The organism is Luteibacter flocculans, assembly GCF_023612255.1.
GTDB classification, from domain to species: domain Bacteria; phylum Pseudomonadota; class Gammaproteobacteria; order Xanthomonadales; family Rhodanobacteraceae; genus Luteibacter; species Luteibacter flocculans.
This window is the reverse complement of the sequence record NZ_CP063231.1, coordinates 3221325-3247688: the sequence shown is the minus strand read 5'-3', so window position 1 is coordinate 3247688 and position 26364 is coordinate 3221325. Positions and strand designations below refer to the sequence as shown.

Annotated in this window: 22 protein-coding genes and 1 riboswitch; of the genes, 12 read left to right on the top strand and 10 right to left on the bottom strand. The window is 65.6% G+C overall.

Annotated elements, in window-relative coordinates:
- Positions 1-6: 6 nt before the first annotated feature.
- The 3 genes from IM816_RS14075 (at position 7) to IM816_RS14065 (ending at position 2159) form a co-directional block, all read left to right on the top strand.
- The gene (locus IM816_RS14075) at positions 7-1254 is read left to right on the top strand and encodes an aminotransferase class V-fold PLP-dependent enzyme (protein WP_250338558.1); all 1248 of its coding nucleotides are present in this window, start codon (positions 7-9) and stop codon (positions 1252-1254) included.
- A 66-nt stretch (positions 1255-1320) separates the two neighbouring features.
- The gene (locus tag IM816_RS14070; RefSeq protein ID WP_250340770.1) at positions 1321-1848 is read left to right on the top strand and encodes a GNAT family N-acetyltransferase; all 528 of its coding nucleotides are present in this window, start codon (positions 1321-1323) and stop codon (positions 1846-1848) included.
- Positions 1845-2159: a non-heme iron oxygenase ferredoxin subunit gene (locus tag IM816_RS14065; protein WP_072321835.1), complete on the top strand. Its 315-nt coding sequence runs from the start codon at positions 1845-1847 to the stop codon at positions 2157-2159. The genes IM816_RS14070 and IM816_RS14065 overlap by 4 nt, the downstream gene beginning before the upstream one ends.
- A gap of 22 nt (positions 2160-2181) precedes the next feature.
- On the opposite strand, the gene IM816_RS14060 is transcribed toward IM816_RS14065, so the two are convergent.
- Positions 2182-2952, bottom strand: coding sequence for a MipA/OmpV family protein (locus IM816_RS14060; protein ID WP_250338557.1), 771 nt, complete (start codon positions 2950-2952; stop codon positions 2182-2184).
- 133 nt (positions 2953-3085) lie between these two features.
- Here IM816_RS14060 and IM816_RS14055 point away from each other — a divergent pair, with 133 nt between their 5' ends.
- From IM816_RS14055 to IM816_RS14040, 4 genes are read left to right on the top strand one after another with little or no spacing between them, the layout of a single operon-like run.
- Positions 3086-3802 carry an MtnX-like HAD-IB family phosphatase gene (locus IM816_RS14055; protein ID WP_250338556.1) on the top strand — a complete coding sequence of 239 codons (717 nt, stop codon included), beginning with the start codon at positions 3086-3088 and terminating at the stop codon, positions 3800-3802.
- Positions 3799-5202, top strand: coding sequence for an aspartate aminotransferase family protein (locus tag IM816_RS14050; protein WP_250338555.1), 1404 nt, complete (start codon positions 3799-3801; stop codon positions 5200-5202). The genes IM816_RS14055 and IM816_RS14050 overlap by 4 nt, the downstream gene beginning before the upstream one ends.
- Positions 5203-5218: 16 nt before the next feature.
- Positions 5219-6283 carry a GNAT family N-acetyltransferase gene (locus tag IM816_RS14045; protein WP_250338554.1) on the top strand — a complete coding sequence of 355 codons (1065 nt, stop codon included), beginning with the start codon at positions 5219-5221 and terminating at the stop codon, positions 6281-6283.
- Complete coding sequence (locus tag IM816_RS14040; RefSeq protein WP_250338553.1) at positions 6261-7163, top strand: arginase family protein; 903 nt, start codon at positions 6261-6263, stop codon at positions 7161-7163. The genes IM816_RS14045 and IM816_RS14040 overlap by 23 nt, the downstream gene beginning before the upstream one ends.
- Here the strand turns inward: IM816_RS14040 and IM816_RS14035 are convergent.
- Complete coding sequence (locus tag IM816_RS14035) at positions 7123-8136, bottom strand: YeiH family protein (protein ID WP_250338552.1); 1014 nt, start codon at positions 8134-8136, stop codon at positions 7123-7125. The genes IM816_RS14040 and IM816_RS14035 overlap by 41 nt on opposite strands.
- Positions 8137-8228: 92 nt before the next feature.
- Between IM816_RS14035 and IM816_RS14030 the strand changes: the two genes are divergently transcribed.
- Positions 8229-9104: a LysR family transcriptional regulator gene (locus IM816_RS14030; protein ID WP_250338551.1), complete on the top strand. Its 876-nt coding sequence runs from the start codon at positions 8229-8231 to the stop codon at positions 9102-9104.
- A 12-nt stretch (positions 9105-9116) separates the two neighbouring features.
- On the opposite strand, the gene IM816_RS14025 is transcribed toward IM816_RS14030, so the two are convergent.
- The 5 genes from IM816_RS14025 to IM816_RS14005 all read right to left on the bottom strand — a co-directional run bounded on the left by IM816_RS14025 (position 9117) and on the right by IM816_RS14005 (position 16165).
- Positions 9117-10106: a diguanylate cyclase domain-containing protein gene (locus IM816_RS14025; RefSeq protein WP_250338550.1), complete on the bottom strand. Its 990-nt coding sequence runs from the start codon at positions 10104-10106 to the stop codon at positions 9117-9119.
- Positions 10103-10672: a chemotaxis protein CheB gene (locus IM816_RS14020; RefSeq protein ID WP_250338549.1), complete on the bottom strand. Its 570-nt coding sequence runs from the start codon at positions 10670-10672 to the stop codon at positions 10103-10105. The genes IM816_RS14025 and IM816_RS14020 overlap by 4 nt, the downstream gene beginning before the upstream one ends.
- Positions 10669-11508 (bottom strand): CheR family methyltransferase, encoded by an 840-nt coding sequence (locus IM816_RS14015; RefSeq protein WP_250338548.1) that lies wholly within the window; start codon positions 11506-11508, stop codon positions 10669-10671. The genes IM816_RS14020 and IM816_RS14015 overlap by 4 nt, the downstream gene beginning before the upstream one ends.
- Before the next feature lies 1 nt (position 11509).
- On the bottom strand, positions 11510-15163 hold the full coding sequence (locus IM816_RS14010) for a response regulator (protein ID WP_250338547.1): 3654 nt from the start codon (positions 15161-15163) through the stop codon (positions 11510-11512).
- A gap of 96 nt (positions 15164-15259) precedes the next feature.
- Positions 15260-16165 carry a CPBP family intramembrane glutamic endopeptidase gene (locus IM816_RS14005; protein WP_250338546.1) on the bottom strand — a complete coding sequence of 302 codons (906 nt, stop codon included), beginning with the start codon at positions 16163-16165 and terminating at the stop codon, positions 15260-15262.
- Between the two features lie 132 nt (positions 16166-16297).
- Between IM816_RS14005 and IM816_RS14000 the strand changes: the two genes are divergently transcribed.
- The gene (locus IM816_RS14000) at positions 16298-17956 is read left to right on the top strand and encodes an FAD-dependent oxidoreductase (RefSeq protein ID WP_250338545.1); all 1659 of its coding nucleotides are present in this window, start codon (positions 16298-16300) and stop codon (positions 17954-17956) included.
- Between the two features lie 43 nt (positions 17957-17999).
- Here the strand turns inward: IM816_RS14000 and IM816_RS13995 are convergent, their stop codons facing one another.
- Positions 18000-19601, bottom strand: a complete 1602-nt coding sequence (locus tag IM816_RS13995; RefSeq protein ID WP_072321822.1) for a peptide chain release factor 3 — start codon at positions 19599-19601, stop codon at positions 18000-18002.
- A gap of 81 nt (positions 19602-19682) precedes the next feature.
- Positions 19683-20699 (bottom strand): cysteine synthase A, encoded by a 1017-nt coding sequence (locus IM816_RS13990; RefSeq protein ID WP_250338544.1) that lies wholly within the window; start codon positions 20697-20699, stop codon positions 19683-19685.
- Positions 20700-20912: 213 nt separating this feature from the next.
- Positions 20913-21025: riboswitch (SAM riboswitch) on the top strand.
- 95 nt (positions 21026-21120) lie between these two features.
- On the opposite strand from IM816_RS13990, the gene metX reads away from it, so the two are divergent.
- Genes metX through IM816_RS13975 form a run of 3 tightly spaced genes read left to right on the top strand, consistent with a single transcriptional unit; the run spans position 21121 to position 24418 of the window.
- Positions 21121-22158, top strand: coding sequence for a homoserine O-succinyltransferase MetX (gene metX, locus IM816_RS13985; RefSeq protein WP_250338543.1), 1038 nt, complete (start codon positions 21121-21123; stop codon positions 22156-22158).
- Positions 22140-23354, top strand: coding sequence for a cystathionine gamma-synthase (gene metB / locus IM816_RS13980; protein WP_425602646.1), 1215 nt, complete (start codon positions 22140-22142; stop codon positions 23352-23354). The genes metX and metB overlap by 19 nt, the downstream gene beginning before the upstream one ends.
- Positions 23351-24418, top strand: a complete 1068-nt coding sequence (locus IM816_RS13975) for a homoserine dehydrogenase family protein (RefSeq protein WP_250338541.1) — start codon at positions 23351-23353, stop codon at positions 24416-24418. The genes metB and IM816_RS13975 overlap by 4 nt, the downstream gene beginning before the upstream one ends.
- A 231-nt stretch (positions 24419-24649) precedes the next feature.
- Here the strand turns inward: IM816_RS13975 and IM816_RS13970 are convergent, their stop codons facing one another.
- The gene (locus tag IM816_RS13970; RefSeq protein WP_250338540.1) at positions 24650-26320 is read right to left on the bottom strand and encodes an APC family permease; all 1671 of its coding nucleotides are present in this window, start codon (positions 26318-26320) and stop codon (positions 24650-24652) included.
- Positions 26321-26364 lie beyond the last annotated feature (44 nt).

Below are 26364 nucleotides of genomic sequence, written 5' to 3'. Positions count from 1 at the left end.
CACGCCATGAACGCCAAGCCCGAGCCCCTCCTGCCGCCGCTGGACGTCGAGCGCATCCGCGCCGACTTCCCGTTGCTGGCGCGCAAGGTGCACGACAAGCCGCTGATCTATTTCGACAACGCGAACACCGGGCAGAAACCTCGTTCGGTGATCGAGGCGGTGGACCGGCACTATCGCGAGCACAACGCCAACGTGGCGCGTGCGGTCCATCTGTTGGGTGAGGAGGCCACGGCAGCCTACGAGGGCGCACGCGACGCGATCGCCCGCTTCATCCACGCGCCTTCGCGTGACGAGGTGATTCTCACCTCCGGTACCACGCAATCGATCAATCTCGTGGCCTACAGCTACGCGTTGCCGCGCCTCAAGGCGGGCGACGCGATCCTCACCACGGTCATGGAGCATCACGCGAACATCGTGCCGTGGCAGCTCGTGGCCGAGCGCACGGGCGCTACGGTGAAAGCGGCGCCGATCGATGCCAACGGGGAACTGATCGTCGAACGGTTCGTGGAAATGCTGACCCCCGAGGTCAAGCTCGCCTGCGTCACCCACGTGTCGAACGTACTCGGCACGGTGAATCCCATTCGCGAGATCGCCAGGGAATGCCGTAAGCGTGGCATCCCGCTGCTGGTCGATGGCTCGCAGGCGGCACCGCATCGTCCGATCGACGTGCAGGCGCTGGGCTGCGACTTCTACGCCATCACCGGCCACAAGATGCTCGCCCCGACGGGTACGGGCGCGCTGTGGGCGAAGCGCGAGCACCTGATGGCGATGCCGCCGTTTTTCGGTGGCGGCGAGATGATCCGCGAAGTGCGCTTCGAAGGGACGGTGTTCGCCGATCCGCCGCATCGCTTCGAGGCGGGCACGCCGAACATCGCCGGTTTTGCCGGCGTGGCCGCCGCCATCGAGTATCTGGAAGGCATCGGCTTCGATCGCCTGAAGGCGTACGAGCAGGATCTCCTGGCGTACGCCACGGCGGCGCTCGAAAACCTGCCAGGTATTCGGATCTTCGGGCGCGCGAAGGAAAAGGAGCCTGTCATCTCGTTCCTGCTGGAAGGTGCGCATGCCAACGACATGGCGACCCTGCTTGATCTGCAAGGCGTGGCCGTTCGTTCGGGCCACCACTGCGCTCACCCGCTGATGCACTTCTTCGGGGTGCCTGCCACGTTGCGTGCCTCGCTCGCCTTCTACAACACGAAGGCCGAAGTGGACGGGTTCGTCGATGCCATCGGGCGCGTCCGCAAGCTGCTGATGTAAATGGCGTACGGCGGCTCGCCGCGAGGTATGCACGCGCCGGCTGGCTGGCGCTAACATGGCCGCATGATCAGCACAGACATCTTTCGCTTTGCCACCCCGGCTGACGTCCCGACCATTGCCGCGCTCGTCGAATCCGCCTATCGCGGGGATGCGAGCCGGGTCGGCTGGACCACCGAGGCCGATTTTCTGCATGGACGGCGCACCGACGCTGCGGAAATCGAGGAGCTGATGGCGAAGGCGAACGCGCGCTTCTTGCTCCTTGAACGGAACGGCACCGTGGTCGCGTCGTGCTACATCGAGAAGCAGGGCAGTGCGTGTTATTTCGGCATGTTCTCTGTGCATCCGCCCCTGCAGGGCTCGGGCATCGGTCGCCTCGTGCTGGCGGAGGTGGAACGCATCGCGCGGGACGAATGGCGATGCGGTCGCGTGGAAATGACCGTGATCGACATCCGTGCCGAATTGATCGCCTGGTACGAACGCCGCGGTTATGCCCGCACGGGCATCACCAAGCCGTTCCCGTACGATGACGACCATTTCGGCCTGCCGCAGCGCGACGATCTCCGTTTCGAATACCTCACGAAGGCGCTGGCATGAACGGCTGGGTGCGTGTCGGTACACGTGGTGAGCTGCTTCCGGGCGAATTTCGCGTGGTCTGGGATGGCGATACGGCCATTGCCGTCTACAACATCGACGGCGACCTCTACGCCATCGAGGACGTCTGCACGCACGACGGCGGCGAACTGGCTGGCGGTCCGGTCGAGGGCTTCGAGGTGGAATGCGTGCGTCACGGCGCGCGTTTCGACCTGCGTACCGGCGCGGTAACCTGCCCGCCGGCCTACGAGCCGGTGACGACCTTTCCCGTGCGTGAAGCCGACGGACTCATCTGGACGCGCGACGACCGCTGAGCGGCAAGCGCGAGCGTTTCGACTAGAAGTGGTAGACGAACGCCAGCGTCTCGGTGACCTGGCGCGTCGAGCCGAAGTGGCGCACGAGCGGGCTGTCCGACGCATTGCCGAACAGCTTTCCGTACGAGACGGAAAGGGCGAAGCCCGTGTGTTGCGAGGTGGGCACGAAGGCGTCGTATTCGATGTGGGCTGCCTGCCAGCCGGCTCCCGGACGCCATGACGAGGTGCCAAGCACGGCGGCCTCGGTGGGCGTGACGCCGAAAAAGCGGCGCATGGCCGGGCCGTTCATGCCCTCCACCTGCACTTCAAGCGAATGCTCGATGTACCAGATGTTCGGCAGCGTGTAATCGGCGTACAGCGCGGCGTATGCGCCCGCGCCGTCGGTGTCGTGGGCCAGGTGGCCGCCGACGCTGAAGCGCTTGTCGAAGGCATATTCGAGGTAGCCGCCACCCTGGAAGCGCGGCGACAGCGAGGCCACCTTGCCGCCCAGCGTGCCGAGGTCGTTGTGTGTGCGGCCCCAGAGCCAATTGCCATAGATTCCGCCGTGCCAGTGCTCCCCGTCGATGAGATCGAGGGTCAGCCCGTCCGCGGTGGAAAGCTCCCCGACGCCGGGAAGCTCGATATCCACGTACGGGATCGCCTGGTTGCGCTGGTCTTTGGCGCCCATCCAGGACGGCATGCGCTGGACACCGGCGCCAAAGGCATAGCTTGGCGCACTGTCGTCAGCCGCCCGCGCAGCGGTGATCGTCAAGAGCAGCAGCGGGAGAACGAGGGAGACGCGAGTAAGACGCATGCGCGGAGAGCCGGTGCGGATCATCAGCCAAACGGTGGCACAAGCGCCTTACGAATGGCTTTCTGCGTGGGAAAGGGCTCGGAAAGGATACCCCTTTAGCCTCCGCATCGAAATGGCCAATGGCGCATCCCTCGTGCTCAGCTCTCCCTCCTGGAACATTCTCTGCGACTTCGACGGCACGATCGCCGTGGAGGACGTGATCGACTCCTTGCTCGATCGCTTCGGCCGTCCCGGCTGGGAGGTGCTCGAACGCGACTGGCGTGCGGGCCTCATCGGTTCTGCCGTGTGCATGGCGGGACAGGTGGCGCTGCTCGACATGAGCCACGGCGAACTCCAGGAACACCTGGGCGGGCTGCGCATCGACCACGGCTTTGCTGCGTTCGTGCGCGCCACCATCGAGCATGCCATCCCGATGGAAATCGTGAGCGACGGACTCGATCACGCCATCCACGCGATCCTCGCCAATCACGGTATCGACGGCTTGTCGGCATCGGCCAATCACCTGCGCCAGTCCGCTGCCCGCCGCTGGGAACTGACCTCGCCGTTCTCGGTGCCCGGTTGCCGCAGCGGTACCTGCAAGTGCGCGCGTGTGGACGCTGCACGCCAGCGCGGTGGCAAGACGCTGCTGATCGGCGACGGTGCCTCGGACTTCTGCGCCGCCGACCGCGTGGACTTCGTCTTCGCCAAGAACCGCCTTATCGAACATTGCCGCGCCGCCGGTATTCCGTACGCGCCGATCGCCAGCTTCGACGAAGCCCTGGCCCTGCTTCCCGACCTTCTCGACGGCCGGCTCCCGCCGCGCACCGTCCTGCCTGTTCCCGCGCCGATTCACCAGGAAACCCTCGCATGAACATCCTCGCCAAGAATCCGCAGCTCGTCATCGACGACGCGACCCTGCTCGCCGACGAGGCGAAGTACTGCTCCTTCGGTGACACGGTGCATTACGTGGACCCGCCGAAGATCTTCCGTCACGCGGAAGGCAGCTACATCTACGACAGCGAAAACATCCCGTTCCTCGATCTGCAGATGTGGTACTCGGCCGTCAACTTCGGCTACGGCAACAAGCGCCTCAACGACACGCTCAAGGCGCAGATCGACCTGCTGCCGCAGGTAGCCAGCCAGTACCTGCACCAGGGCAAGATCGAACTCGCGAAGACGATCGCCGTGGATGCCAAGCAGAAGTTCGGTCTGGACGGTCGCGTGCATTTCAACGTCGGCGGCGCTCAGGCGGTCGAGGACTCCCTGAAGCTCGTGCGCAACGCGCGCGGCGGCAAGAGCCTCATGTTCGCGTTCGAGGGCGGCTATCACGGGCGCACGCTCGGCGCTTCGGCCATCACGTCCAGCTACCGCTACCGTCGCCGTTTCGGCCACTTCGGTGAGCGCGCGATGTTCATCCCGTTCCCGTATCCGTTCCGTCGCCCGAAGGGCATGACGCCCGAGGAATACTCGGACGCCTGCGTGCGCCAGTTCGAGCGTCTGTTCGAAACCGAATACAACGGCGTGTGGGACCCCAAGGTCAACGAGGCGGAATACGCGGCCTTCTACGTGGAGCCCATCCAGGGCACGGGTGGCTACGTCGTACCGCCGAAGAACTTCTTCATCGACTTGAAGAAGGTGCTCGACAAGTACGGCATCCTGATGGTTGTCGACGAAATCCAGATGGGCTTCTGGCGCACGGGCAAGCTCTGGTCGATCGAGCATTTCGGCGTGCAGCCGGACGTGCTCGTCTTCGGCAAGGCGCTGACCAACGGCCTCAATCCATTGTCCGGCATCTGGGCCCGCGAAGAGCTCATCAACCCGACGGTGTTCCCGCCCGGCTCCACGCATTCCACGTTCAATTCCAACCCGCTCGGTACGGCGCTGGGCCTGGAAGTGATCAAGATGGGCTACGAGCTCGACTACGGCACCAAGGTGGCGGAGAAGGGCAAGCACTTCCTGGACGGCCTGCGCGACCTGCAGAAGCGCCACAAGGAAATCGGTGACGTGGACGGCCTGGGCCTCGCCCTGCGTGCCGAAATCTGCACCGACGATGGCTTTACGCCGAACAAGGCGCTGCTCGACCGCATGGTCGACATCGGTCTGGCCGGCGGCCTGGTACACGAAGGAAAGAAGATCGGTCTCGTGCTCGACGTGGGCGGCTGGTACAAGAACGTGATCACGTTCGCCCCGTCGCTCGACATCAGTCACGAGGAAATCGACCTCGCCATCGCGTTGCTCGACCAGCTCATCACGCTGGCCAAGCGCGGCTGATCTCCGGCAGCCCTCGGTGGCCTTCGTAAACCAGCTCGAGCCTGACGCGCTGCTCGAGCAGTTCGAGCGCCATCCGCCGCACGACTTCGTCCCCGTTCGTGCGGCGGATGGCGCGCCACTTTTCGTGGCGCCGTTCGATCTTTTGACCACCGCCGACGCCGACCTGCGCAAGCGCGTCGCGTCGCTGCCGCTGCAGCGTTGGCTTCGTCGCCTGCTTACGCCGCGAACCTGCTTCGCCGGTACGACCATCTCGGAATATGCGCTGTTCTCGGCGTCGAGCGATCCGACGACCGTGCCCACGGCGTGGGCGCGCACGTTCGGTCGCGAGTATCCGTTGCTGATCGTGAAGGATCTCGCACTGGATTCGCCGCTCACCACGCAGGCCGATCGGTCGTGGACAGCGCGCTTTCTCGATGCCGCGCGTGATGCCGGCTATCTCATCGTCGAGGGACAGGCATTGGCCTATGTGCCGATCGACTTCATGTCGATCGACGACTATCTTTCACGGCTGTCCGCGTCGCGGCGGAAGAACCTCCGGCGCAAGCTGCGTTCGCGCGAACGCCTCGATATCCACCGCCTGGAGACGGGGGCGACTTTCGCCAGCGATGCCGTCGTCGATGCGTATTACGCACTGTTCGAGAACGTTCGCGCACAGGGCGAGATGCAGTTCGACAAGCCCACGCGCGAGTTCTTCGCGGCCGTGTTGCGGCAACCCGGCGGCATCGTGTTCAGCTACCGAGCGGAAGGCACACTGATCGGCTGGAACCTCTGCTACGAGCATGGCGGGAACCTGCTCGACAAGTACGTCGGGTTTGCCTACCCGATGGCGCGGGAACTCGATCTCTACTTCGTGAGTTGGTTCGTCAATCTGGAATACGCCCTGGAACGCGGGCTGCAGTTCTATGTCGCGGGATGGACCGATCCGGAGGTCAAGGCCTCGCTCGGTGCCAAGTTCCACCTGACGCGACACGCGGTGTTCGTGCGCCATCCGCTGCTTCGCGCGGTGCTCAGGCGCTTCGCGCATCATTTTGAATCTGACAGCCAATGGGGAACGCCGGATGCGGTCGCCAGTCGTTCTTGATCTCGACGGTTCGGTCGGACGTCTGACTCACGCCACGGTACTCGTGCTGCGCGAGTGGGAGGAGTCGATCCGCTTCGGTTGTTCGCTCGGTCGCATGCGTCGCTTTCAACGGATGCTTGACGAGACGCTGCCGCGCAAGCATGGCACGGTGTTCCTTGGCAGTGGCGATTTCCACCATCTCACCTGGCCGCTTGTCGAGCGCGTGGACCTCGGCGAGCGCTTCGAGGTGGTGGTGCTCGACAATCATCCCGACAACATGCGCTTTCCCTTCGGCGTGCATTGCGGTTCGTGGGTCCGTCGCGTGGCGATGCTGCCGCAGGTAGCGCACGTGCACGTCATCGGTATCACCTCGGGCGACATCGGCCGCGGCCACGCGTGGGAGAACTACCTCGGTCCGCTGCGCGCCGGCAAGCTCACCTACTGGTCCAATGGTGTGGATGTCGGCTGGGCACAGCGCCTCGGTCTCGGCGCGGCGTTCCGTACATTTCCGTCGGCCGATGCCATGGTCGATGCTTTCGTGAGCGAGCAGGGGGGCGGATCCCGCCCGGCGTACCTGTCGATCGACAAGGACGCCTACGCGCCCGACGTGGCGATGACGAACTGGGACCAGGGCACCCTGAGCGAGGCCGGCGGTGCCGCGATCGTCACATCGCTGCGTGGTCGTATCGTTGGCAGCGACGTGACCGGTGACATCTCCCGCTACCGCTATCGCACCTGGTGGAAACGCCGATTGAGTGCGATGGATGGTCAGGTGGAACCCGATGCTGCGCTGCTTGCGACCTGGCAGGCGCAGCAGCATGCACTGAACCTGCGCCTGCTTGCGCTGATCGAGGCGAACCTCACCAGCGCCCGATCAGGTGCTGTACCAGCAGGCTGGTAAGCGCCACCGCAGCCCATACGCCCAGCCCTAGCAGGATCGGTCGCGGACCGGTGGATGCCATGCGGCGCAGGTCGGCAGACAGACCGATGGCGGTCAGCGCCACGATGATCAGGCACTCGGCAACGAAGTGGATCACCGGCAAGGCCGCGGCAGGAATCACGCCGGCTGTGCGGATGGCCGAGGCCACCAGAAACCACAGGATGAACCACGGAAAGATGCGTGCCAGGCTGAAATCCGTGGCGCCGCTGCGCTTGTGCTTCCACGCCACGACGAGCGCGATCACGAGACAGATGGGAATGATCAGCGTGGCGCGGGTGAGTTTCACGATCGTGGCGTAGTCGCCCGCGGCGTGGCTATAGGCGTAGCCGGCAGCCACCACGGAGGACGTATCGTTGATGGCCGTGCCAGCCCACAAGCCGAAGCCGAGATCGGAAAGGCCCATCCAGTGCCCCAGCGCGGGAAAGGTCAGCACGGCCACGAGGTTGAACAGGAAAATCGTGGATATGGCGAAGGCCGTGTCGTGCTCGTCGGGCTTGAGGATGGGTACGACAGCGGCGATGGCCGAGCCACCGCAAATCGCCGTGCCGATGCCAATCAGCAGTTTCAGTGCGTCATGCACACGCAGCAGTCGGCCCAGACCCCAGGCCGCCAGGCCGGCGGCCGTCACCGTAGCGAGCGTGACCGAGAGGGACTCGAGTCCCGTGCGCGCCACCTGCGTGATGCTCAGGCCGAACCCCAGCGCGATGATCGACCACTGCAGCACCTGCTTGGAGGCGAAGCGAATGCCCGACTGGAAGCGAGCATCGAGCGGTACGACCTGGCGCACCACGATGCCGAGCACGATGCCGAAGACCGCGCCGCCGACCAGCGGCAGCATGCGGCCGAGCCCGTAGGCTACGGCAGCGACAGCAAAGGCAAGCAGGATGCCCGGAAGGCGGGAAGGCGAGGCAACGGGGAGGGAAGCGGCGGACACGGCGGCGATCCTTGAAGAAGTGGACGCATTGTCGACGCTGGGGTGGCTTAAAGTATATTGAAAATACTTTATCCATCCCATAAGCATTGGTTATGCAATCGCCCAGTCCCCGACAGCTCGAGGTCTTTGTCGCTATCGCGACCACCGGCAGCGTGCGAGCCGCGAGCGAACGGCTCTTCCTCAGTCAACCGGCCGCCAGCATGGCGCTGGCCGAACTCGAACGGCAGATCGGCTTTCCCCTGTTCGCCCGTGAGCGCGGACGCCTCCGGCTCAACGATCGCGGACGCGACCTGCTGCCTCTGGCGCGGGAGCTGCTGGAACGGCAGGCGGAATTCGGCCGGCGCGCGCGCGGCACCGCGGCGGAACTGAGTGGCGAGATCGGGGTGGGCGCCAGCAACACGATCGGCAATTACCTCGTCGGCGATCTGTTGGGGCCGTTCGCTTCGGCGCATCCCGCTGTCTCGCTGCGGCTGGGCGTGGCGAACACGGCGAGGATTGCGCAGGGCGTGCTCGATCACGACTTCGACGTGGGTTGCGTCGAGGGCCCCGTGACGCATCCTTCGCTGGAGGTGAGGCCCTGGCGCGAGGATAGGCTGGTGGTGTGCGCACGGCCGGGCCACCCGCTCACGGCCAAGAAACGTCTGCGGCGAGAGGACTTCGCCGGTCAGCACTGGGTCTTGCGCGAGCGCGGTTCGGCAACGCGCGCCCTGAGCGAGCGGGCGCTCGCGGCGTTGCCCGAAGGGCGCACGGTGCTCGAACTGGATCAGTCCGAAGCGATCAAGCAGGCGGTGATCGCAGGTCTGGGCATTGCCTGCGTGCCCGAAGTCGCCGTCGGCGACGCGGTGCAGGCAGGGCGAATCGCGGTGCTGCCGACGCCGTTCCTCGACCTCAAACGGACCCTTTCGGTACTTCTGCACCGGCAGCGCTATCGCGGTCCGGTACTGGACGCCTTCCTGGCAAGCGTCTGATCGACGCCGCCGTCAGCCGAGCACGCAGCGGTTCTTTCCGCTGCGCTTGGCGGTGTACATCGCTTCGTCGGCCGCGGCGACGATATCGTCGTAGGCGGCACCGGCACGATAGAGCGTCACACCGATGCTTGCGCCGACCTGCGCAGGCACATGGCGGTCGCCCACGTCCAGCGTGTACGGCTGCGCGATCACGTCGCAGAGCGTCTGGCAGCGGGCAAGGGCAGTCGAGGCGTCCGGGGCGTCGTGCAGCAGCACGGCGAACTCGTCGCCGCCCAGCCGGGCCACGGTGTCGGACGCCCGCGTGCGGCCGGCGATACGCGCAGCGATCACCTTGAGCAGCGCGTCGCCGGCAGCATGGCCTTCGTTGTCGTTGACGCCCTTGAAACCGTCGATGTCGATATAGGCTAGGGCGAACGGCGCATCCCGTTCCTCGGCAAGGGCGATAGCCGCTTCCAGGCGATCGCGGAACAGCACGCGGTTGGGTATGCCCGTGAGCGCGTCGTGCGTGGCCTGATGGCGAACCAGCTCCTCCATGCGCGTACGTTCGGCAACCTCTGCACTGAGCTGCTCGTTGCGCAGCGACAGTTCGTCGAGCGCCTGTTGAAGCAGTGCGCGCGCCCGGTACAGCTCCAGGAAAACCCGGACCTTCGACTGCAGGATCACGTCGTTGATTGGCTTGGCGATGTAATCGACCGCGCCCGACGTATAGCCCTTGATCCGGTTGACGTCATCCGCGTAGGCGGCCGTGACGAAGATGATGGGCGTCTCGCTCAGATGATCGCTTTCGGAAATCAGCTTCGCCACCTCGAAGCCGTCCATCTCAGGCATGTTGACGTCGAGCAGCACCAGCGCGAACTGGTGATCGAGGCACAGCGCCAGCGCTTCGTTGCCGCTGGCGGCTTCGAAGATATCGGCATCCGCCCGCGCAAGCAGGCGACGCATTGCCACCAGATTCGCAGGCGTATCGTCGACGACGAGGATCTTGGGACGGTTCGAAGTCATGGCAGGCACAGTGCGTTCAATCTCGTGGCAATTTCATCGAGTGGCAAGCAAGCGTCCGCGCCCGCTACCGCCAGTCCCGCTCGTGGCATGACATCCGATTCCGCCTCGTCCGGGTCTTGTACGATCGCGTAACCGCCCGCTCGGCGAACCGCGAGCAACCCGTTTGCGCCGTCGGAATTCGCGCCGGTCATCAACGCGGCGATCAGCGTCTCGCGCCATGCGTCTGCGGCCGCTTCGAACAAGACGTCGATCGATGGTCGCGCATAGGTGACCTTCGGATCGACGCTGAGAGAAAAGTGCAGGTCCGCTTCGACCAGCAGATGGTAGCCGGTGGGCGCGACGTGAACCACGCCTGGCGCCGCCATCGAACGTTCCTGCGCTTCGACGACGGGAAGCGACGATGCATGTGCCAGCAATTCGACCAGTAACGACACGTCCGGCGATCCGGTGTGGCAACAGATCACGATGGGAACCGGCAGGCGTGCATCGAGGCGCGGTAGCACGCGCTGCAGGGCGGTCAGGCCGCCGGCACTGCATCCCATGACGATCGCGGCATGGTGGCTCATCGCACCGATGGCCGTGTGCCCTGATTACCGACACGGTAGATGCGTGCCGCCGAGTCCACTTCCTGGAAATCGGCCGCCAGCGGCGAGAAGTCGATGTTCTCGCGCGTTCCGAGGCAGAGGAAGCCGCCACGGACGAGACTGTCGCGAAACAGTCCGAGTGTTCGGTCCTGCAAGGCATTGCCGAAGTAGATCAGCACATTGCGGCAAAGGATGAGATGCGCCTCGCAGAACACGACGTCGGTGACGAGGTTGTGGTTGAAGAAGGTGACGTTGCGCCGCAGCCGCTGGTCGAGCTTGATGAAATCGTAGCGGGCGCTGTAGTAATCGCTGAAGGAGCGTTTGCCACCGGCTTCGAGGTAGTTGCGCGACCAGTCGCGTGCGTCGCGCGTGGCGTAGATGCCTTCGCCGGCCGCCGCCAGTGCGGCGTCGTTGAAGTCGGTGGCGTAGATCCGCGTGCGCTCGTAGAGTCCCTCCTCTTCGAGCAGGATCGCCAGCGAATAGACTTCCTGCCCCTGCGCGCAACCGGCCTGCCAGACGTTGATCTGCGGATGCGAGGCGAGTACGGGGAGTATCGTCTCGCGCAAGGTCTTGAACACGAACGGATCGCGGAACATCTCCGAGACGGGCACGGACAGTCCTTCGATCACCCTGCTGACGAAACCCTCGTCGTGCAGCACGCGTCGATTCAATTCACTGATAGTGCCGGTGGCGTGCATGCGCACGAGTTCCAGCACGCGTCGCTTTAACGATGCTGGCGCGTAGCCGCTGAAGTCATGGCCGTGGCGCAACTGCATCGCCTGGATGAAGAGCTGGATCTCGATGTCCTCGACGTCCATGTCAACTCCGCGGGGGCAACCAGACGCGAATCATCGAAAGCAGGCGGTCCACGTCGATCGGCTTGGACAGGTAATCGTTCGCGCCCGCTTCGAGACACTTCTCGCGGTCGCCACGCATGGCCTTGGCCGTGAGCGCGATGATCGGCAGCCTGGCGAAGGCGTGCTGCTCGCGGATGGCGCGCATCGTGTCGTAGCCGTCCATCACCGGCATCATGATGTCCATCAGGACCAGCTCGATGGCCGGGTCCTTTTCGAGCGTATCGATTGCCTTGCGGCCGTCCTGGGCCATGGCGACGTCCACGCCCTTCGTGCGCAGGACTTTCGACAGCGCAAAGAGGTTGCGCATGTCGTCGTCCACGATCAGTACGCGACGGCCGCGCAGATCGGCTTCGTCCACACCCCCCGCCGGCCGCGCCTCATCCGCGCTCGTGGCGTTGCCGTGGCGGATCGAATGCAGGAACAGGCTCACTTCGTCGAGCAGGCGGTCGGGTGAGCGCGCGCCCTTGACCACGATGCTGTCGGTGTACTGGCGAATGCGCAGGCTCTCCTCGCGTGAAAGGTCGCGGCCCGAATACACCACCACGGGCGGCGTATGCCCTCGCTGTGCCATCTGCTCCAGGAATTCGAAGCCCGACATGCCGGGCAGGCCGAGGTCGAGCACGATGCAGTCGTAGGCTTCGCTGGCCGTCTTGGCGAGCGCTTCTTCGCCGGACGAGGCTTCCTCGATAGCCACGGCATCGTCCTTGAGCAGCGTGCGTACCGCGGCGCGCGCGCTGGCGTCGTCGTCGACCACCAGGAGGTGGCGCATGCGACCCTCGGCGAAATGCATCAGGCGATCGAAGGCGGTCGTGATCGCCTCGCGGCTGACAGGTTTGGTCAGGAAGCCTACCGCGCCGAGTTCCAGGCCGCGCGTCGCGTCGTCGGTGGCTGAGATGAAGTGCACCGGGATGTGCCGCGTGGCGGGATCGTGCTTGAGCCGATCGATGACGGTCCAGCCGTCCATGCCGGGCAGCATCACGTCGAGCAGGATGCCGGTGGGGCGATAGCGGCGAGCCAGTGCGAGCCCCGATTCGCCGTCGGCTGCGGCGAGAACGCGATGGCCCTTGCGGTGGATCATGTCGGCGAGGATGCGGGCAAAAGCGGGATCGTCCTCCACCACGAGGATGACCGTGTCGCCAGGGGCGAGCGTGTCACGATCGTCGTCGATGCGCTCCGCGAGCAAGCCCGGTGAAAGCGGCAGCGTGGCTTCCGCGGCGGCCTGCTCCAGGGGCACCGAGACGGGGCCGCTTCCGCTGTGGGTGGGCTCTTCGGGAAGGTAGACGGTGAACGTGCTGCCTTCGCCGGGCACGCTGCGCAGCGCGATATCGCCGCCGAGCAACATGGCAATGCGTCGCGAGATGGCAAGCCCCAGGCCGGTACCGCCGTACTGGCGGCTCGTGCTGGCATCCACCTGCTCGAACGCGTGGAAGACCCGTTGGAATTTCTCCGGCGGAATGCCGATGCCGGAATCCGTGACCGCGAGGGCGATGCTCCGTGCCCGGTCGATCCCCTCCGGTACCTCGTCGCCCGGGGCCGGTCGGCCGATCGTCACCGTGACGCCGCCGTTGGCCGTGAATTTGAATGCATTGCTCAACAGGTTGTTGACCACCTGTTCGAGTTTGCCGCCGTCGGTGCGGATCGTGCCGGGCAGGTCGGGCGACAGGTGCACCTGGAAGGCGAGCTTCTTTTCCTGGGCGACGTGGTTGAAGGTGCGCCCCAGTGTGCGGACCAGGTCGGCCAGTGGGAACGGCTCGACCGCCAGTTCCATCTTCCCGGCCTCGACCTTAGACAGATCGAGAATGTCGTTGATGAGGCGCAGAAGGTTGGAGCCCGCATCGTGGATGATCCGCGCCGATTCCACCTGCTCGGCATTGAGATTCTCGTCATCGTTGTCGGCCAGGCTGCGCGACAGGATCAGCAGGCTGTTCAACGGCGTGCGCAGCTCGTGCGACATGTTCGCCAGGAATTCCGACTTGTACTGGCTCGCGCGCGCCAGTTCCTCTGCTTTCTCCTGGGTGTCCTTCTGCAGCGCTTCCAGTGCCTCCTTCTGGCGATGGAGCACGACGCCCTTCTCGCGCAGCTCCTCGTTGGAGGCGTGCAGTTCCTCGGTCTGCACGCGGAGCTCTTCTTCGGAGGCGACAAGGCGCTGCGACTGCTCCTGCAGTTCGATTGTCTTCGCCTTGAGTTCGTCGTTGGTCGTGCGCAGGTCTTCCTGCTGCGAACGCAGGGCCTCCTCGGAGGCGCGCAACTCGTCGGCCTGGCTGCGGGTCTGTTCCAGCAGGTCGCTGGTGCGCAGGGCGCGCGCGAGATTTTCCAGCGACAGCGCGACGATCGGCATGAGTTCTTCGAGCAGGCGTTCATGCAAGCCGGTGAGGTGCGCGAAGCTCGCGATCTCGATCACGCCGAGCAGGGTATCGCGCGACAGCACGGGAACCACCACGACGCTGCGCGGCGACGCCTCGCCACTGCCGGAATGGATGCGCACGTAATCGTCGGGTACGTCCTGCAGCACGATCATGTGCCGCTCGATGGCGGCTTGGCCGACGAGCCCTTCGCCCAGGGCGTATTCGGGCGTGACGTGGCGACGTTCCTTGTAGCCGTAACTGCCGAGCAGTTCGAGTCGCGCCATGTCTTCGCGGAATACGTAGAACATGCCCAGGCCAGCCTGCACACAGGGCACCAGTTCCGACATCAGCGTGCCGGCGAACTCGCGATAGGAGGTGGCTTCCTGCAGGCGATTGGAGATCCGGGTGACGGTGGACTTCAGCCAGGTCTGTCCCGCCGTCTCGATCGCCATTTCCTTGAACACCTGCAGGGCGCGGGCCATCTCGCCGATCTCGTCGGCGCGGTTCAGTTGACGCACCTCGATCGTGTGATCGTGGTTGGCGAGCCGCGTCATCAGCCCGGTCATTCGCACGATCGGCCGGGTGATCAGGCGGAAGGTCATGCCGATGACGAAGCCGCCAAAGATCAGGCACAGCACCAGCGAGCCGATGTCGAAGTACGTGGTGATCGTCTGTTGCCGATCCACCGCCGCGCTGCGCTGCGCCAGCAAGGTGCGCTCCGTGGCTGACATCTCGGCAAGGAGTGCGCGGATCTCCTCCATATGGACGGTGCGATGGGCGAGGTAATTCCGCTGAATGCCGACGCGGGTTTCCACCAGGCTGGGCGAGTCGGCGCTGCCGACCGCGCGTATCGGTTCCAGGCCGATCTGCACGGCTTCGGTTTTCCAGCGCTCCAGCATGTCCTGGAGGCGATCGATCCGCGCCTGTTGCAGCGGGTTGTCGGAGGTGAGTGCCCTCAGATTCGCCAGTTCGCGTGTCACCGCGCGGTCGGAGGTCTCGAAGTCGGCGTATTCACTCTCGGCCTGGCTCAAGAGGTAGCCTCGCACCGCGACCTGTCGGGTCAGTGCAGCGCTGTCCAGGGTCTCGAGCGAGAGCAGGACGTCGTGGGTATGTGCGGTCCACCCGCGGACTTCCTGATCGCGCGACAGCGACAGGAGATTGCCGAGATTCGTCGCCACGAAGAGGGCAAGCAAGGCGCCGATGACCAAGACGATCTTGCGCTGCAGCGGCTGGTCGGCCAGCCAGGTATGCCGATTGTCGGAAGAATTCATGCGTGGACCGTCGGTTCTCGATAAGGCGAGGGCGTGGCAACTGTGACATCCGGTCGTGCCGCCTTCCATGGCAGGGACCACATAACGGGGATGCTGTCAGGCCGACGTGACGCGTTTCCGGCGCCATGCGGGTACTACCAGCGAGCCGCGGCGGACGGCAACGGCCAGGCAGCCCGCCGTCACCATGGAACAGATGGCCAGAGCGACCACGGAAGCCTCGGCGCCAAACGCGCCGCCGGTCAGCCAGTCCGGCCCCTGCATATGCGATCTCAGCAGGCCTTGCTGTTCGAAGCCGGATACCGGAATGCCGTAGACCGGACCTTGCGTGACATTCCACGCCGCATGCGCGCCCATGCACACCCACAGCGAGCGGGTGACGTGATAGAGCAGGCCGAACAGCAGGCCCGCTTCCAGGGCGATGGCGATGGCGCTCCATGCCGTGGCGTTGGGATTCCAGATATGCAGCCCGCCGAACAGCGCCGCGGAGATGAACAGCGCCGCCCAGGTTCCGAGCCCTTCCTCCACGATGCGGAAGATGACGCCGCGGCTGATGATTTCCTCGACCACGCCCGCGCCCACGCCCAGCACGAGGATCGGCCCGAGCCAGGCCACGTCGCGGTTCGTACCGTCCACCACATAGGCGCCGAAGGCCCACAGGCTGCCGACGACGAGCGAGAACACCAGCGCGCCCGCGGCGATGCCGGCAAGCAGATGGGGCAGGGCCTTGCGGGGCGCCAGTTCGTCGACCCGCCGGTTCTCGATCGTACGTACGAGCAGCCAGTAGGCGAGCACGGCGGGCGCGATCTTGAATGCCGCCAGCAGGGGCGTGACGTCGCGCATGGCGAGATGGCCCTGCGGCAGGTTCAGGCCGCTGTAGATGCGCCCCAGCACCATGCCGATGAGGGTCAGCGTGAGGAAGAAGACGAGGATGCGTCCAAGCGGCGATCGCAGCAGGCGCAGAGGCAGGGATGATGTCGTGACGGCGTTCGGTTCGGTGGGCATGGAGGGCTCGTGGAGGGGCTTGCAGCCGCAGTCTACGCAGGCATGATGGTGCTCCGATACAAGATCGTGTCGCGTCGCTTCCGTTAGGGTTGCGGTCTCGGCCGTGCCCGCCCCGACCACCTGGACCCCCCGATGGCCATTCCGTCCCAGAACGATCCCGCCAGCCCGCAGAACCGCAAGGAGCAGACCTTCCCGCGTCTCAACGAGGACATGGCGACGCGGCTGGTGAAGTACGGCGTCGAGGAGGTGGTTCCCGAAGGTACCGTGCTGTTCCGGCGCGGCGATCGGCGGATCGACTACTTCTTCGTGATCGAGGGCTGCATCGAGGTCTACGATCTCGACGAGAACGGCCAGCCCAACGTCTTCACGGTACACGGGCCCAACCAGTTCACGGGCGAGGTCGATCTGTTCAGCGAACGCCAGATCATGGTCAACGGCCGCACCGGTTCCGAGACGCGGCTGGTGCGCGTGGACCCGGTGAACTTCCGCAAGCTGGTCTCCGGCGAGCCGGACATCGGCGAAGTCATCATGCGCGCCTTCATCCTGCGGCGCGTCGGGCTCATCCAGAGCGGGCAGGGTGGCGTCACGCTTGCCGGCTCCGCGCACGCGGCGGATACCGTGCGCCTGCGCAGCTTCCTCATCCGCAATGGTTATCCGTATCGCCTGCTGGATACCGACATCGACGAAGACGCAAGGCACCTCATCGACGGGTTCGGGCTCGATCCGTCCGAGTGTCCGGTGGTGATCATGCCCGACCGCCGTGTGCTGCGTTGCCCCACCACGCGCGAGCTGGCAGACGAGCTTGGTATCTCCATTCACCTCGACAGCGAGCACATTCACGATGTGGCGGTGATCGGGGCAGGGCCAGCCGGGTTGGCAGCAGCCGTCTATGCCGCGTCCGAGGGACTCGACACGCTGGTGCTCGAAGCGCTCGCGCCCGGTGGGCAGGCCGGTACGAGTTCGAAGATCGAAAACTATCTCGGTTTTCCGACGGGCATCTCGGGCGAAGCCCTGGCGGGGCGCGCCCAGGTCCAGGCCATGAAGTTCGGTGCGCACATGGCGATGGCGAGATCGGTGCAGGCGATGGATTGCAGCAGGCACCCCTACCGCCTGATGCTCGACGACGGCACATCGGTGCGCGCCCGCGCGGTGATCGTGGCGACGGGCGCACGTTATCGCAAGCTCGATCATCTCGACTACGAGCGCTTCGAAGGGCAAGGCATTCACTATGCCGCCACGGCGATGGAAGCGACCCTCTGCGCCGGCGAGGACGTCGTGGTGGTCGGCGGCGGCAACAGTGCAGGCCAGGCCGCGGTGTTCCTCGCGCGTACCGTGAAGCACGTGCACATCCTCGTGCGCGGCGATGGCCTCGCGTCCACCATGTCCGACTATCTCGTACAGCGCATTCTTCAATCGCCGCGGATCACGCTGCACACGCGCTGCACGATCGACCATCTCGACGGCGACGCCTATCTGCGCGAGGTGGGCTGGCGTTGCGTCGACGGCACGCAGACGCGAGTCAAGGCGGGAAGCCTGTTCGTGATGATCGGTGCTGAGCCGAATACCGCCTGGCTGGAAGGTTGTCTCGATCTTGACCGCAAGGGTTTTGTGGTCACGGGTCGCGATGCTGACGGCTACGCCACGCCGTCGCCCTTCGCGACCACGCTGCGCGGTGTGTTCGCCGTGGGCGACGTGCGTTCGGGTTCGATCAAGCGTGTGGCATCGAGCGTGGGCGAGGGCTCGGTGGTGGTGCAGGCGATCCATCGCTTCCTGAATCCGTCGCCCTTGTAACGCGGGTCGCGGCGGCGCCTCCCCTGCGCCGCCGGCATCGCCATCAGACTTCTACCGAGGCCGCGTGCTCACGCGTGGCCGAGAAGCGAACACCCGGCCAGCGTTCCTGCGCCAGTTGCAGGTTGACGCGCGTCGGCGCGAGGTACACCAGTTCACCGGCGGCATCGATGGCGAGATTGCCCGCGTTCTTCTCGCGGAACTCCTCCAGCTTCTTCGCATCGTCGCAGTGGATCCAGCGCGCCGTGGCGACGCCGACCTGCTCGAATGTCGCGTCGACGTTGTATTCGTCCTTCAGGCGATACGCGACCACGTCGAACTGCAGCACACCGACCGCACCGAGGATGAGGTCGTTCGACATCAGCGGACGGAAGAACTGCGTGGCGCCTTCTTCGGAGAGCTGGGCGAGGCCCTTCTGCAACGCCTTCATCTTCATCGGATCGCGCAGCCGTGCGCGGCGGAACAGCTCGGGCGCGAAGTTGGGGATGCCGGTGAACGACAGCGGCTCGCCCTCGGTGAACGTATCGCCGATGGTGATGGTGCCGTGGTTGTGCAGGCCGATGACGTCGCCCGGATAGGCGCGCTCGACGATTTCGCGATCCGACGCCATGAAGGTGAGGGCGTTGGCGATGCGGACTTCCTTGCCCGTGCGCGTCTGCTGCATCTTCATGCCGGCGGTATAGGTGCCGGAACAGACGCGCATGAACGCCACGCGGTCACGATGTGCCGGGTCCATGTTCGCCTGGATCTTGAAGACGAAGCCGGTCAGCTTTTCTTCCTCGGGCTTCACCTCACGCGTGAGCGTGTTGCGCGGACGCGGCGACGGCGCGTGCTCCACGAAGAAGTCGAGCAGCAGCTGCACGCCGAAGTTGTTCACGGCCGAGCCGAAGAAGACGGGCGTCTGCGTGCCGGCGAGATAGGCCTCCACGTCGAATGGATTGGACGCCCCGAGCACCAGTTCCAGCTCGTCGCGCAGTTCGTCGAGCGCGGCCTGCCCGATGCGGCCGGCAAGGTCCGGATGATCCAGACCCTTGAAGATCGTGGAGTCCTGGCGCGTGAAGTTCTTGCCCGGCTCGAACACGTGCACTTCGTCGAGCAGCACGTGATACACGCCCTTAAGGCGCGAGCCCATGCCGATCGGCCAGGTGAGCGGGGCGCAGGCGATACCGAGCACCGATTCCACTTCATCGAGCAGTTCGATCGGCGAGCGGCCCTCGCGGTCGAGCTTGTTGATGAAGGTCATGATCGGCGTGTCGCGCAGCCGGCAGACCTCCATCAGCTTGATCGTGCGTTCCTCGACGCCCTTGGCGCAGTCGATCACCATCAGAGCGGAGTCCACCGCGGTGAGCACGCGGTAGGTATCTTCCGAGAAGTCCGCGTGGCCCGGGGTGTCGAGCAGATTCACGATGGCGTCGTTGTACGGAAACTGCATGACCGAGGAGGTCACGGAAATGCCGCGCTCCTTTTCAAGGGCCATCCAGTCCGAGGTGGCGTGGCGGGCGGCCTTGCGGCTCTTCACGGAGCCGGCCATCTGGATCGCACCGCCGAACAGGAGGAGCTTTTCGGTCAGCGTGGTCTTGCCGGCGTCGGGATGGCTGACGATGGCGAAGCTGCGCCGACGGCGGGTTTCGGTGAGGTGTGAGGACATGAGGCGGGCCGGATCGAAGGGCTAACCGCGAATTGTATCAGGGGGTTAGGGCCGGCGCTCAGGCAACGCTCGTACGGGCGGCTAGCCGGGAAACGCGGCGTCCAGCCAGTCGGGCACTGGCAGGCCTTTCCCGCGCAGGAACGCTGGATTGAACAGCTTGCCCTGATAGCGCATGCCGCCGTCGCACAGCACCGTGACGACGGTGTGGCCGGGGCCCAGTTCCCGCGCCAGGCGGATCGCCCCGGCCACGTTGACGCCGCTGGAGCCGCCCACGCAATAGCCTTCCGCATGCAGCAGGTCGTGGACCAGGGGCAGCGATTCGTCGTCGGGGATGGACCAGGCCAGGTCCACGGGCGCATCGGCGAAATTGGCCGTGATCCGACTGCTGCCGATGCCCTCGCTGATCGAGTTCCCTTCCGCGTGCAGTTCGCCATGGGTAACGAAATGGGCGAGGGCCGAGCCACAAGGGTCTGCCAGGGCGATGCGAATGTCGCTACGCCGTGCCTTTAAGGCGCGACCGACGCCGGCCAGCGTGCCTCCCGTACCTGCGGCACAGACGAAGCCATCGATGCGGCCGTCCGTCTGGGCCCAGATCTCGGCGCCGGTATGGACCTCGTGCCAGTCCCGGTTGGCGGTGTTGTCGAACTGGTTGGCGAACCAGGCGCTGCCCGGATCGCGGGCGTTCAATGCCTCGGCCAACGCGCGGGCGACGTGCGCGTAGTGGCCGGGGTCCTTGTATGGTGCGGCGGGCACGAGGCGCACCTCGGCACCCGTGACGCGCAAGGCGTCGATCTTCTCGCGGCTCTGCGTCTCGGGCATGACGATCACGGTGCGATACCCGCGGCTGGCGCCCAGCAGGGCCAGCCCGATGCCTGTGTTGCCCGCGGTGCCTTCGACCACGGTGCCTCCGGCGCGGAGGAGTCCGCGACGCTCGGCGTCGTCGACCAGGCCAAGGGCGGTGCGGTCCTTCACGGAACCGCCGGGATTGAGGAATTCGGCCTTGGCGAGGATCTCGCAGCCCGTGGCTTCGGAGGCGTTGCGAAGGCGTATGAGCGGCGTATGGCCGATGGCGGCCGCGAAGTTGGCATGGATAGTCATGGGTGGATCGTAACCCGCAGAAGTCCGCGGGTGATCGAGATCGTGGCTGATGTCTCGATATGTGCGCTGTCGTGGCGCATGAATTGGCGCTGGAAGCCATGCGCGCCAAGCGATGGGCGGTAATCCAAGCAGTGGCATTGCGATAGGACGTCTGGACATCTGGACGTCTAAACGTCTGTTGACAGCATGGTTTGGCGAGCGTATCGTCGGTTTCACTCATCGAGACCGGCTGAGGGACAGGCCCTTTGAAGCCGGGGCAACCTGCGGATTTCCGCGACGGTGCCAACTCCTGCGGGGCGTGTTTCACGCCAGCCGATAGATGGGATGTCCGTTCTGGGCGCGCTTTGGCGTACCCGTGGCGCAGACAATCCGACGCCGGTATCCGCGGGGGCCTCGATCCCGAACGCAGGAACCTCCGGACATGTCAGCAGAGCCCCTTACCGTGATCTCCCTCCCTGAAGTGGCTGCCCCCGCTGCGGCGCGACGCGCGGCCGATCTCACCGAACACCGCGGTACGCGCCGCGTCGTCTTTACGCCGAAGTACGGCAGCGGTCCGGTCGAGGTCGACATTCGCTATCTGTGGTGCGGCGCGCCACATGCCCCGACGGTCATCGTCCAGGGTGGCATATCGGCCGATCGCGACGTCTGCGCTGGCCGTGAGCGCGTCGGAGGATGGTGGCAGGATCTGGTGGGGCAGGGTGCGGCCATCGACCTTTTGGAATGCCGCGTGCTCTCGATCGACTGGATCGTGCCCGCGGAACTCGAAGGCGTGCCCTCGGTCTCGAGCGAAGATCAGGCCGCGGCGCTTGCGGCACTGGTGGACGAACTCGGCATCGGTCGCGTGCAGGCGTTCGTCGGCAGTTCCTACGGCGCCATGGTCGGGCTGGCCTTCGCGGCGAACCATGCCGACAAGGTGAAGTCACTGGTGCTGCTGGCCGGCGCCCATCGTCCGCATCCGCTCGCCACGGCGCAGCGCTCGGTACAGCGCGGCATCGTGCGGCTGGGTCTTGCCACGGGATGCACGGACGAAGCGCTCGCGCTGGCACGGCAACTGGCCATGACCACCTATCGCGGCAGCGAGGAGTTCTCCCGCCGCTTCGCCGCCGGCCCGGAGCTGCGCGAGGGACGCTTCCACTTCCCTGTGGAGGATTACCTGGAGCACGCCGGCCGACGTTTCGTCGAGCGCTTCGATGCGTCGCGATTCCTCGCACTGTCGGAATCGATCGATCTGCACGACATCGCACCCGAACGCATCCACGCAACGACCACCCTGGTCGGCTTTCCTTCCGACCGCCTCGTGCCGCTTGCCGACCTGTGCGAACTGCAGCGCCGCCTCGGTGGCACCGCGACGCTTGAGGTCGTCGATTCGCCTTACGGCCACGATGCCTTTCTGAAAGAGACCGTGCAGCTCGCTCCCGTGCTGCGTCACGCACTCAACGACTGTCGCGGAGACCGCTGACCATGACCGATTCCCGTCTTTGTACCCGTGCCGTGCGCGCCGGCATCGAATCCGATACCCAGCATGGGGCCGTGGTGCCGCCCCTGCACCTGTCCACCAACTACTCGTTCGAGGGATTCGGTCGCAAGCGCGCCTACGACTACTCGCGCAGCGGCAATCCCACGCGCGATCTGCTCGCGGAAGCGCTCACCGAGCTGGAAGAGGGCGCGGGCACCGTCGTCACCGGCAGCGGCATGTCTGCCGTCGCCCTGGCTCTCGAACTGGTTCCGGCCGGCGCGTTGGTCCTGGCGGCGCACGATTGCTACGGCGGCACCTGGCGTCTGCTCGACGCGTGGGCGAAGAAGGGCCGCTTTGCGGTCCGCTTCGTCGATTTCACCGACCCGACGGCGCTTGCGGATGGCCTCGCCGCCCGCCCCGCGCTGGTATGGATCGAGACCCCGTCGAATCCGTTGCTGCGTATCACCGATGTCCGCCATGTGGCCCAGGCCGCGCATACCGTGGGCGCGCTCGTCGTCGTGGACAACACCTTTCTTTCGCCCGCTTTGCAGCAGCCTTTGAAACTGGGTGCCGACATCGTCGTGCATTCGACCACGAAGTACATCAATGGACACAGCGACGTCGTGGGTGGCGCGGTGATCGCCGCCGACCCCGTCGTGGCCGAGCAGTTGAAGTGGTGGGGCAACTGCAATGGCCTGACCGGTTCGCCGTTCGACAGCTTTCTGACGTTGCGCGGCGTACGTACCCTGGCCGTGCGACTGCGCGCGCACGAGGAAAATGCGCGGCGTATTGCGGCACGCCTGGATGCGCATGAGGTGGTGGAGCGGGTGTACTACCCCGGTCTCGCGTCGCACCCGGGGCATGCGCTGGCGCAGCGCCAACAACTTGGCTTCGGCGCCATGCTGAGCTTCGAGATCGCCGGTGGCATTCCCGCGATCGAGGCCTTCGTCGATGGCCTGCGCTTCTTCTCGCTCGCCGAATCGTTGGGTGGCGTAGAGAGCCTGGTGGCCCATCCGGCCACGATGACGCATGCGGCCATGGCACCGGAGGCCCGTCGCGTTGCCGGTATCGCCGACAATCTTCTGCGTCTGTCGATCGGCATCGAAGACGGCGACGACCTGCTCGCCGATCTGGAAGCCGGTCTGGCGCGTGCTGCCGCCGCGGGCGCCGTCGCTTCCCAGCGTCTGGTTGGCGCATGAGCGCGGTGGCCTTCGCTCCGCGCGTCGATACCGCGCCGCGCAGCGCGCTTGTCCTTTTGGGCACGGGCGTCGTCGGACGTGCCTTGCTGACGTTGCTCGGAACACCCGCGGCAGCCTCCTTGCGCCTTGTCGGCGCTGCCAATTCGAGGCGCCAGCATGTGCTGCCCGATGGTGCGTTACCCGGCGATGCCGTCGAACACCTCGCCCGCAGCCACGAAGGGCGCGACAACGGACCCTTGTTGGCGGCGTTGGACGCAGCCGGTGCGACCCACAAGATCGTCGTGGATGCCACGGCCTGCACAATCGAAGCAGGGCGTCATGCGGACTGGCTCGCCGCGGGATACCACGTCGTCACAGCGAACAAGGCGCTGGCCGGGGGGCAGCTTGCCGGTTGGCGTGCCCTGCAGAAGGCGCTTGCCCACGGCGCAGTCTACGGCGACGCCGCCACGGTTGGCGCGGGCCTTCCGGTGCTGTCCACGCTTCGACGCCTGCGCCAGTGCGGCGACAGCCTGCTCACGCTCGAAGGCGTGTTTTCCGGCTCGCTGTCGTGGTTGTTCAACCAGTACGACGGAAGTCGTCCGTTTTCAGCCTTGCTGCGCGATGCGCGCCGGCTTGGTTTCACCGAGCCCGATCCGCGTTCGGATCTTTCCGGCGAGGACGTGGCGCGCAAGCTGCTGATCATCGCCCGCCATGCCGGCTTTGCGCTCGGCAGCGACGAGGTGGAGGTCGAGAGTCTGGTACCCGAGGCGCTTCGTGGCGTCGACACGCAGACGTTTCTCGATCGCCTCGAGGAACTGGACGAACCGCTGCGCGCGCGTCATGCGCAAGCCAAGGCCAACGGCAAGCGGTTGCGCTATCTCGCACGACTTAACCAGCGCGGACGGGCGCGCGTGGGCCTCGTCGAGGTGGACGCCGATCACCCCGCCGCGCGGCTCTCGGGCACCGACAATCAGTTCGCGTTGACCACCACGCGATACCACGCCACACCGCTGGTGATCCAAGGGCCCGGTGCAGGCCCCGAAATCACGGCGCAGGCCTTGCTGGGCGACATCCTGGCCGTCTAAGGGTTCCGGCGTCGCCGCCCTGTTGGCTTCTCGCCGCCATGGCGGCTCCCACCAGCGCAAAGGTAGGAGCCACCCTGGTGGCGATAAGCCAACGGAGCGGTGTAGCCGTGAGGCAGATCCCCATCGCCAGCAGGCTGGCTCCCACCAGCAGATTCCCTTCGCCATCAGGGTAGCTCCCAAGCAAAGATGGGAGCCGCCATGGCGGCGAGGGGAACTTGCCTCGAGGTTTGGTCAGCGGTGGCCGGTGACTCGCTCGGCCTCGTCCACGCTCGGCGGAAGCTCCGGGTCACCGGGCAGACCGTCGTCGTGGTGGAAGCGCGCCGCTTCCACCATCGGCGTGCGCCAGCCGGTGGCAATGCCCCAGAAATAGAACACCACACCGATCACGGCGACCAGGGCCAGGTCGTAGCCGTACGGGATGTAGTCGTGCCCACCGAAGGTCTTGCTGCCGCCCCAAGACACGGCGGCGATCACCGGCAGGTACACGATCAGCCACCACGCGCCCTTCAGGTGCCGACGGAAGTCTTCCCAGCCGCTCTTGGCGGTGTAGTAGAAGTAGATCGGCAGCGCCACGACCATCAGCAGGATGATCTCGCCCGTCAGCGGCCACTTCGCCCAGTACAGCAGTTCGGTGGCGAAGATGAAGGCGAGTGCGGCGAGGATCGGCAGGCCGGGGATACGCAGCGGGCGCTTGAGTTCCGGCGCAGTGCGACGCAGGGTCATCACGCTGACCGGGCCGGTCAGGTACGAAATGATCGTGGAGACCGAGATCACCGCGGCCAGCGTGCCCCAGCCGCGGAAGAAGAACAGGAAGATGAAGCTCACCACGAGGTTCAGCCACATCGCCGGGCGCGGAATGCCGAAGCGCGGATGGATGTGGCCGAAGATCTTCGGCAACTGCCCGTTACGCTCCATGGCGTAGATCATGCGCGCGGTGGTCGCCGTATAGGTGGCACCCGTGCCGCTCGGGCTGACGAAGGCATCCGCGTAGAGCAGGATGGCCATCCAGTTGATCATCAGTGCGGTGGCGAGCTGGGCGAAGGGCGACGCGTATTCGAGGCCGGCCCAGCCCTTGCCGAGCTGGTCGGGCGGCACGGCGCCGATGAAGGCCACTTGCAGCAGCACGTAAACGACGGTTGCGAGCAGGATCGAGCCGATGACCGCGAACGGCACGCTGCGGCCCGGATTGCGCGCTTCGCCGGCGAGGTTCACCGGGCTCTGGAAGCCGTTGAAGCTGAAGACGATGCCCGAGATGGCAACGGCGGTCAGGATCGACGAAATGTCGATGGCGTGGGTGCCGCCATGCGCGCCGATGTCGAAGTTGCCCGGGTTGTAGCTGGTGGCGATCAGCGCGATGCCGGTGGCGGCGGGAACCACGAGCTTGAAGACCGTGATAGCGGTGTTGCTCTTGGCAAAGAGCTTCACGCTCCAGAAATTGAGGAAGAAATACACCATCACCAGCACGGCAGCGATGGCGAGGCCGGGAGGCGTCAGCTCGCCGTGTCCGTTGGTGACGACGTAGAGTTCTTTCGTCCACGCAGCCCATTCCCACGGCCACGACGCCATGTACTGGACGGAGGCCTCGGCTTCCACCGGAATCACCGACACGATCGCGATCCAGTTTGCCCAGCCGGCGATGAAGCCCACGAGCGAGCCGTGCGAATAGTGGCCGTAGCGCACCATGCCACCCGATTCGGGGAACATCGCGCCGAGTTCGGCGTAGGTGAGGGCGATGAACAGGATGATGACGGCGCCGATGATCCAGGCGTAGATGGCGCCGGGGCCGGCGAGCTGCGCCGCGTGCCAGGCGCCGAACAGCCAGCCTGAGCCGATGATCGAGCCCAGGCCGGTAAGCATGAGGGCAAAGGCGCCGACATCGCGGCGGATAGCGCTGTGAGACATGGTGACTCCGGTCGGACGGGACGGGTTGGAACCCGACCCAGGGC

Excerpts from the sequence above, each read along its gene's own strand:
- IM816_RS14075 (WP_250338558.1), top strand. The coding sequence starts at position 7 with ATGAACGCCAAGCCCGAGCCCCTCCTGCCGCCGCTGGACGTCGAGCGC.
- IM816_RS14065 (WP_072321835.1), top strand. The coding sequence starts at position 1,845 with ATGAACGGCTGGGTGCGTGTCGGTACACGTGGTGAGCTGCTTCCGGGC.
- IM816_RS14060 (WP_250338557.1), bottom strand. The coding sequence starts at position 2,952 with ATGCGTCTTACTCGCGTCTCCCTCGTTCTCCCGCTGCTGCTCTTGACG.
- IM816_RS14050 (WP_250338555.1), top strand. The coding sequence starts at position 3,799 with ATGAACATCCTCGCCAAGAATCCGCAGCTCGTCATCGACGACGCGACC.
- IM816_RS14040 (WP_250338553.1), top strand. The coding sequence starts at position 6,261 with ATGCGGTCGCCAGTCGTTCTTGATCTCGACGGTTCGGTCGGACGTCTG.
- IM816_RS14030 (WP_250338551.1), top strand. The coding sequence starts at position 8,229 with ATGCAATCGCCCAGTCCCCGACAGCTCGAGGTCTTTGTCGCTATCGCG.
- IM816_RS14025 (WP_250338550.1), bottom strand. The coding sequence starts at position 10,106 with ATGACTTCGAACCGTCCCAAGATCCTCGTCGTCGACGATACGCCTGCG.
- IM816_RS14020 (WP_250338549.1), bottom strand. The coding sequence starts at position 10,672 with ATGAGCCACCATGCCGCGATCGTCATGGGATGCAGTGCCGGCGGCCTG.
- IM816_RS14015 (WP_250338548.1), bottom strand. The coding sequence starts at position 11,508 with ATGGACGTCGAGGACATCGAGATCCAGCTCTTCATCCAGGCGATGCAG.
- IM816_RS14010 (WP_250338547.1), bottom strand. The coding sequence starts at position 15,163 with ATGAATTCTTCCGACAATCGGCATACCTGGCTGGCCGACCAGCCGCTG.
- IM816_RS14005 (WP_250338546.1), bottom strand. The coding sequence starts at position 16,165 with ATGCCCACCGAACCGAACGCCGTCACGACATCATCCCTGCCTCTGCGC.
- IM816_RS14000 (WP_250338545.1), top strand. The coding sequence starts at position 16,298 with ATGGCCATTCCGTCCCAGAACGATCCCGCCAGCCCGCAGAACCGCAAG.
- IM816_RS13995 (WP_072321822.1), bottom strand. The coding sequence starts at position 19,601 with ATGTCCTCACACCTCACCGAAACCCGCCGTCGGCGCAGCTTCGCCATC.
- IM816_RS13990 (WP_250338544.1), bottom strand. The coding sequence starts at position 20,699 with ATGACTATCCATGCCAACTTCGCGGCCGCCATCGGCCATACGCCGCTC.
- metX (WP_250338543.1), top strand. The coding sequence starts at position 21,121 with ATGTCAGCAGAGCCCCTTACCGTGATCTCCCTCCCTGAAGTGGCTGCC.
- IM816_RS13975 (WP_250338541.1), top strand. The coding sequence starts at position 23,351 with ATGAGCGCGGTGGCCTTCGCTCCGCGCGTCGATACCGCGCCGCGCAGC.
- IM816_RS13970 (WP_250338540.1), bottom strand. The coding sequence starts at position 26,320 with ATGTCTCACAGCGCTATCCGCCGCGATGTCGGCGCCTTTGCCCTCATG.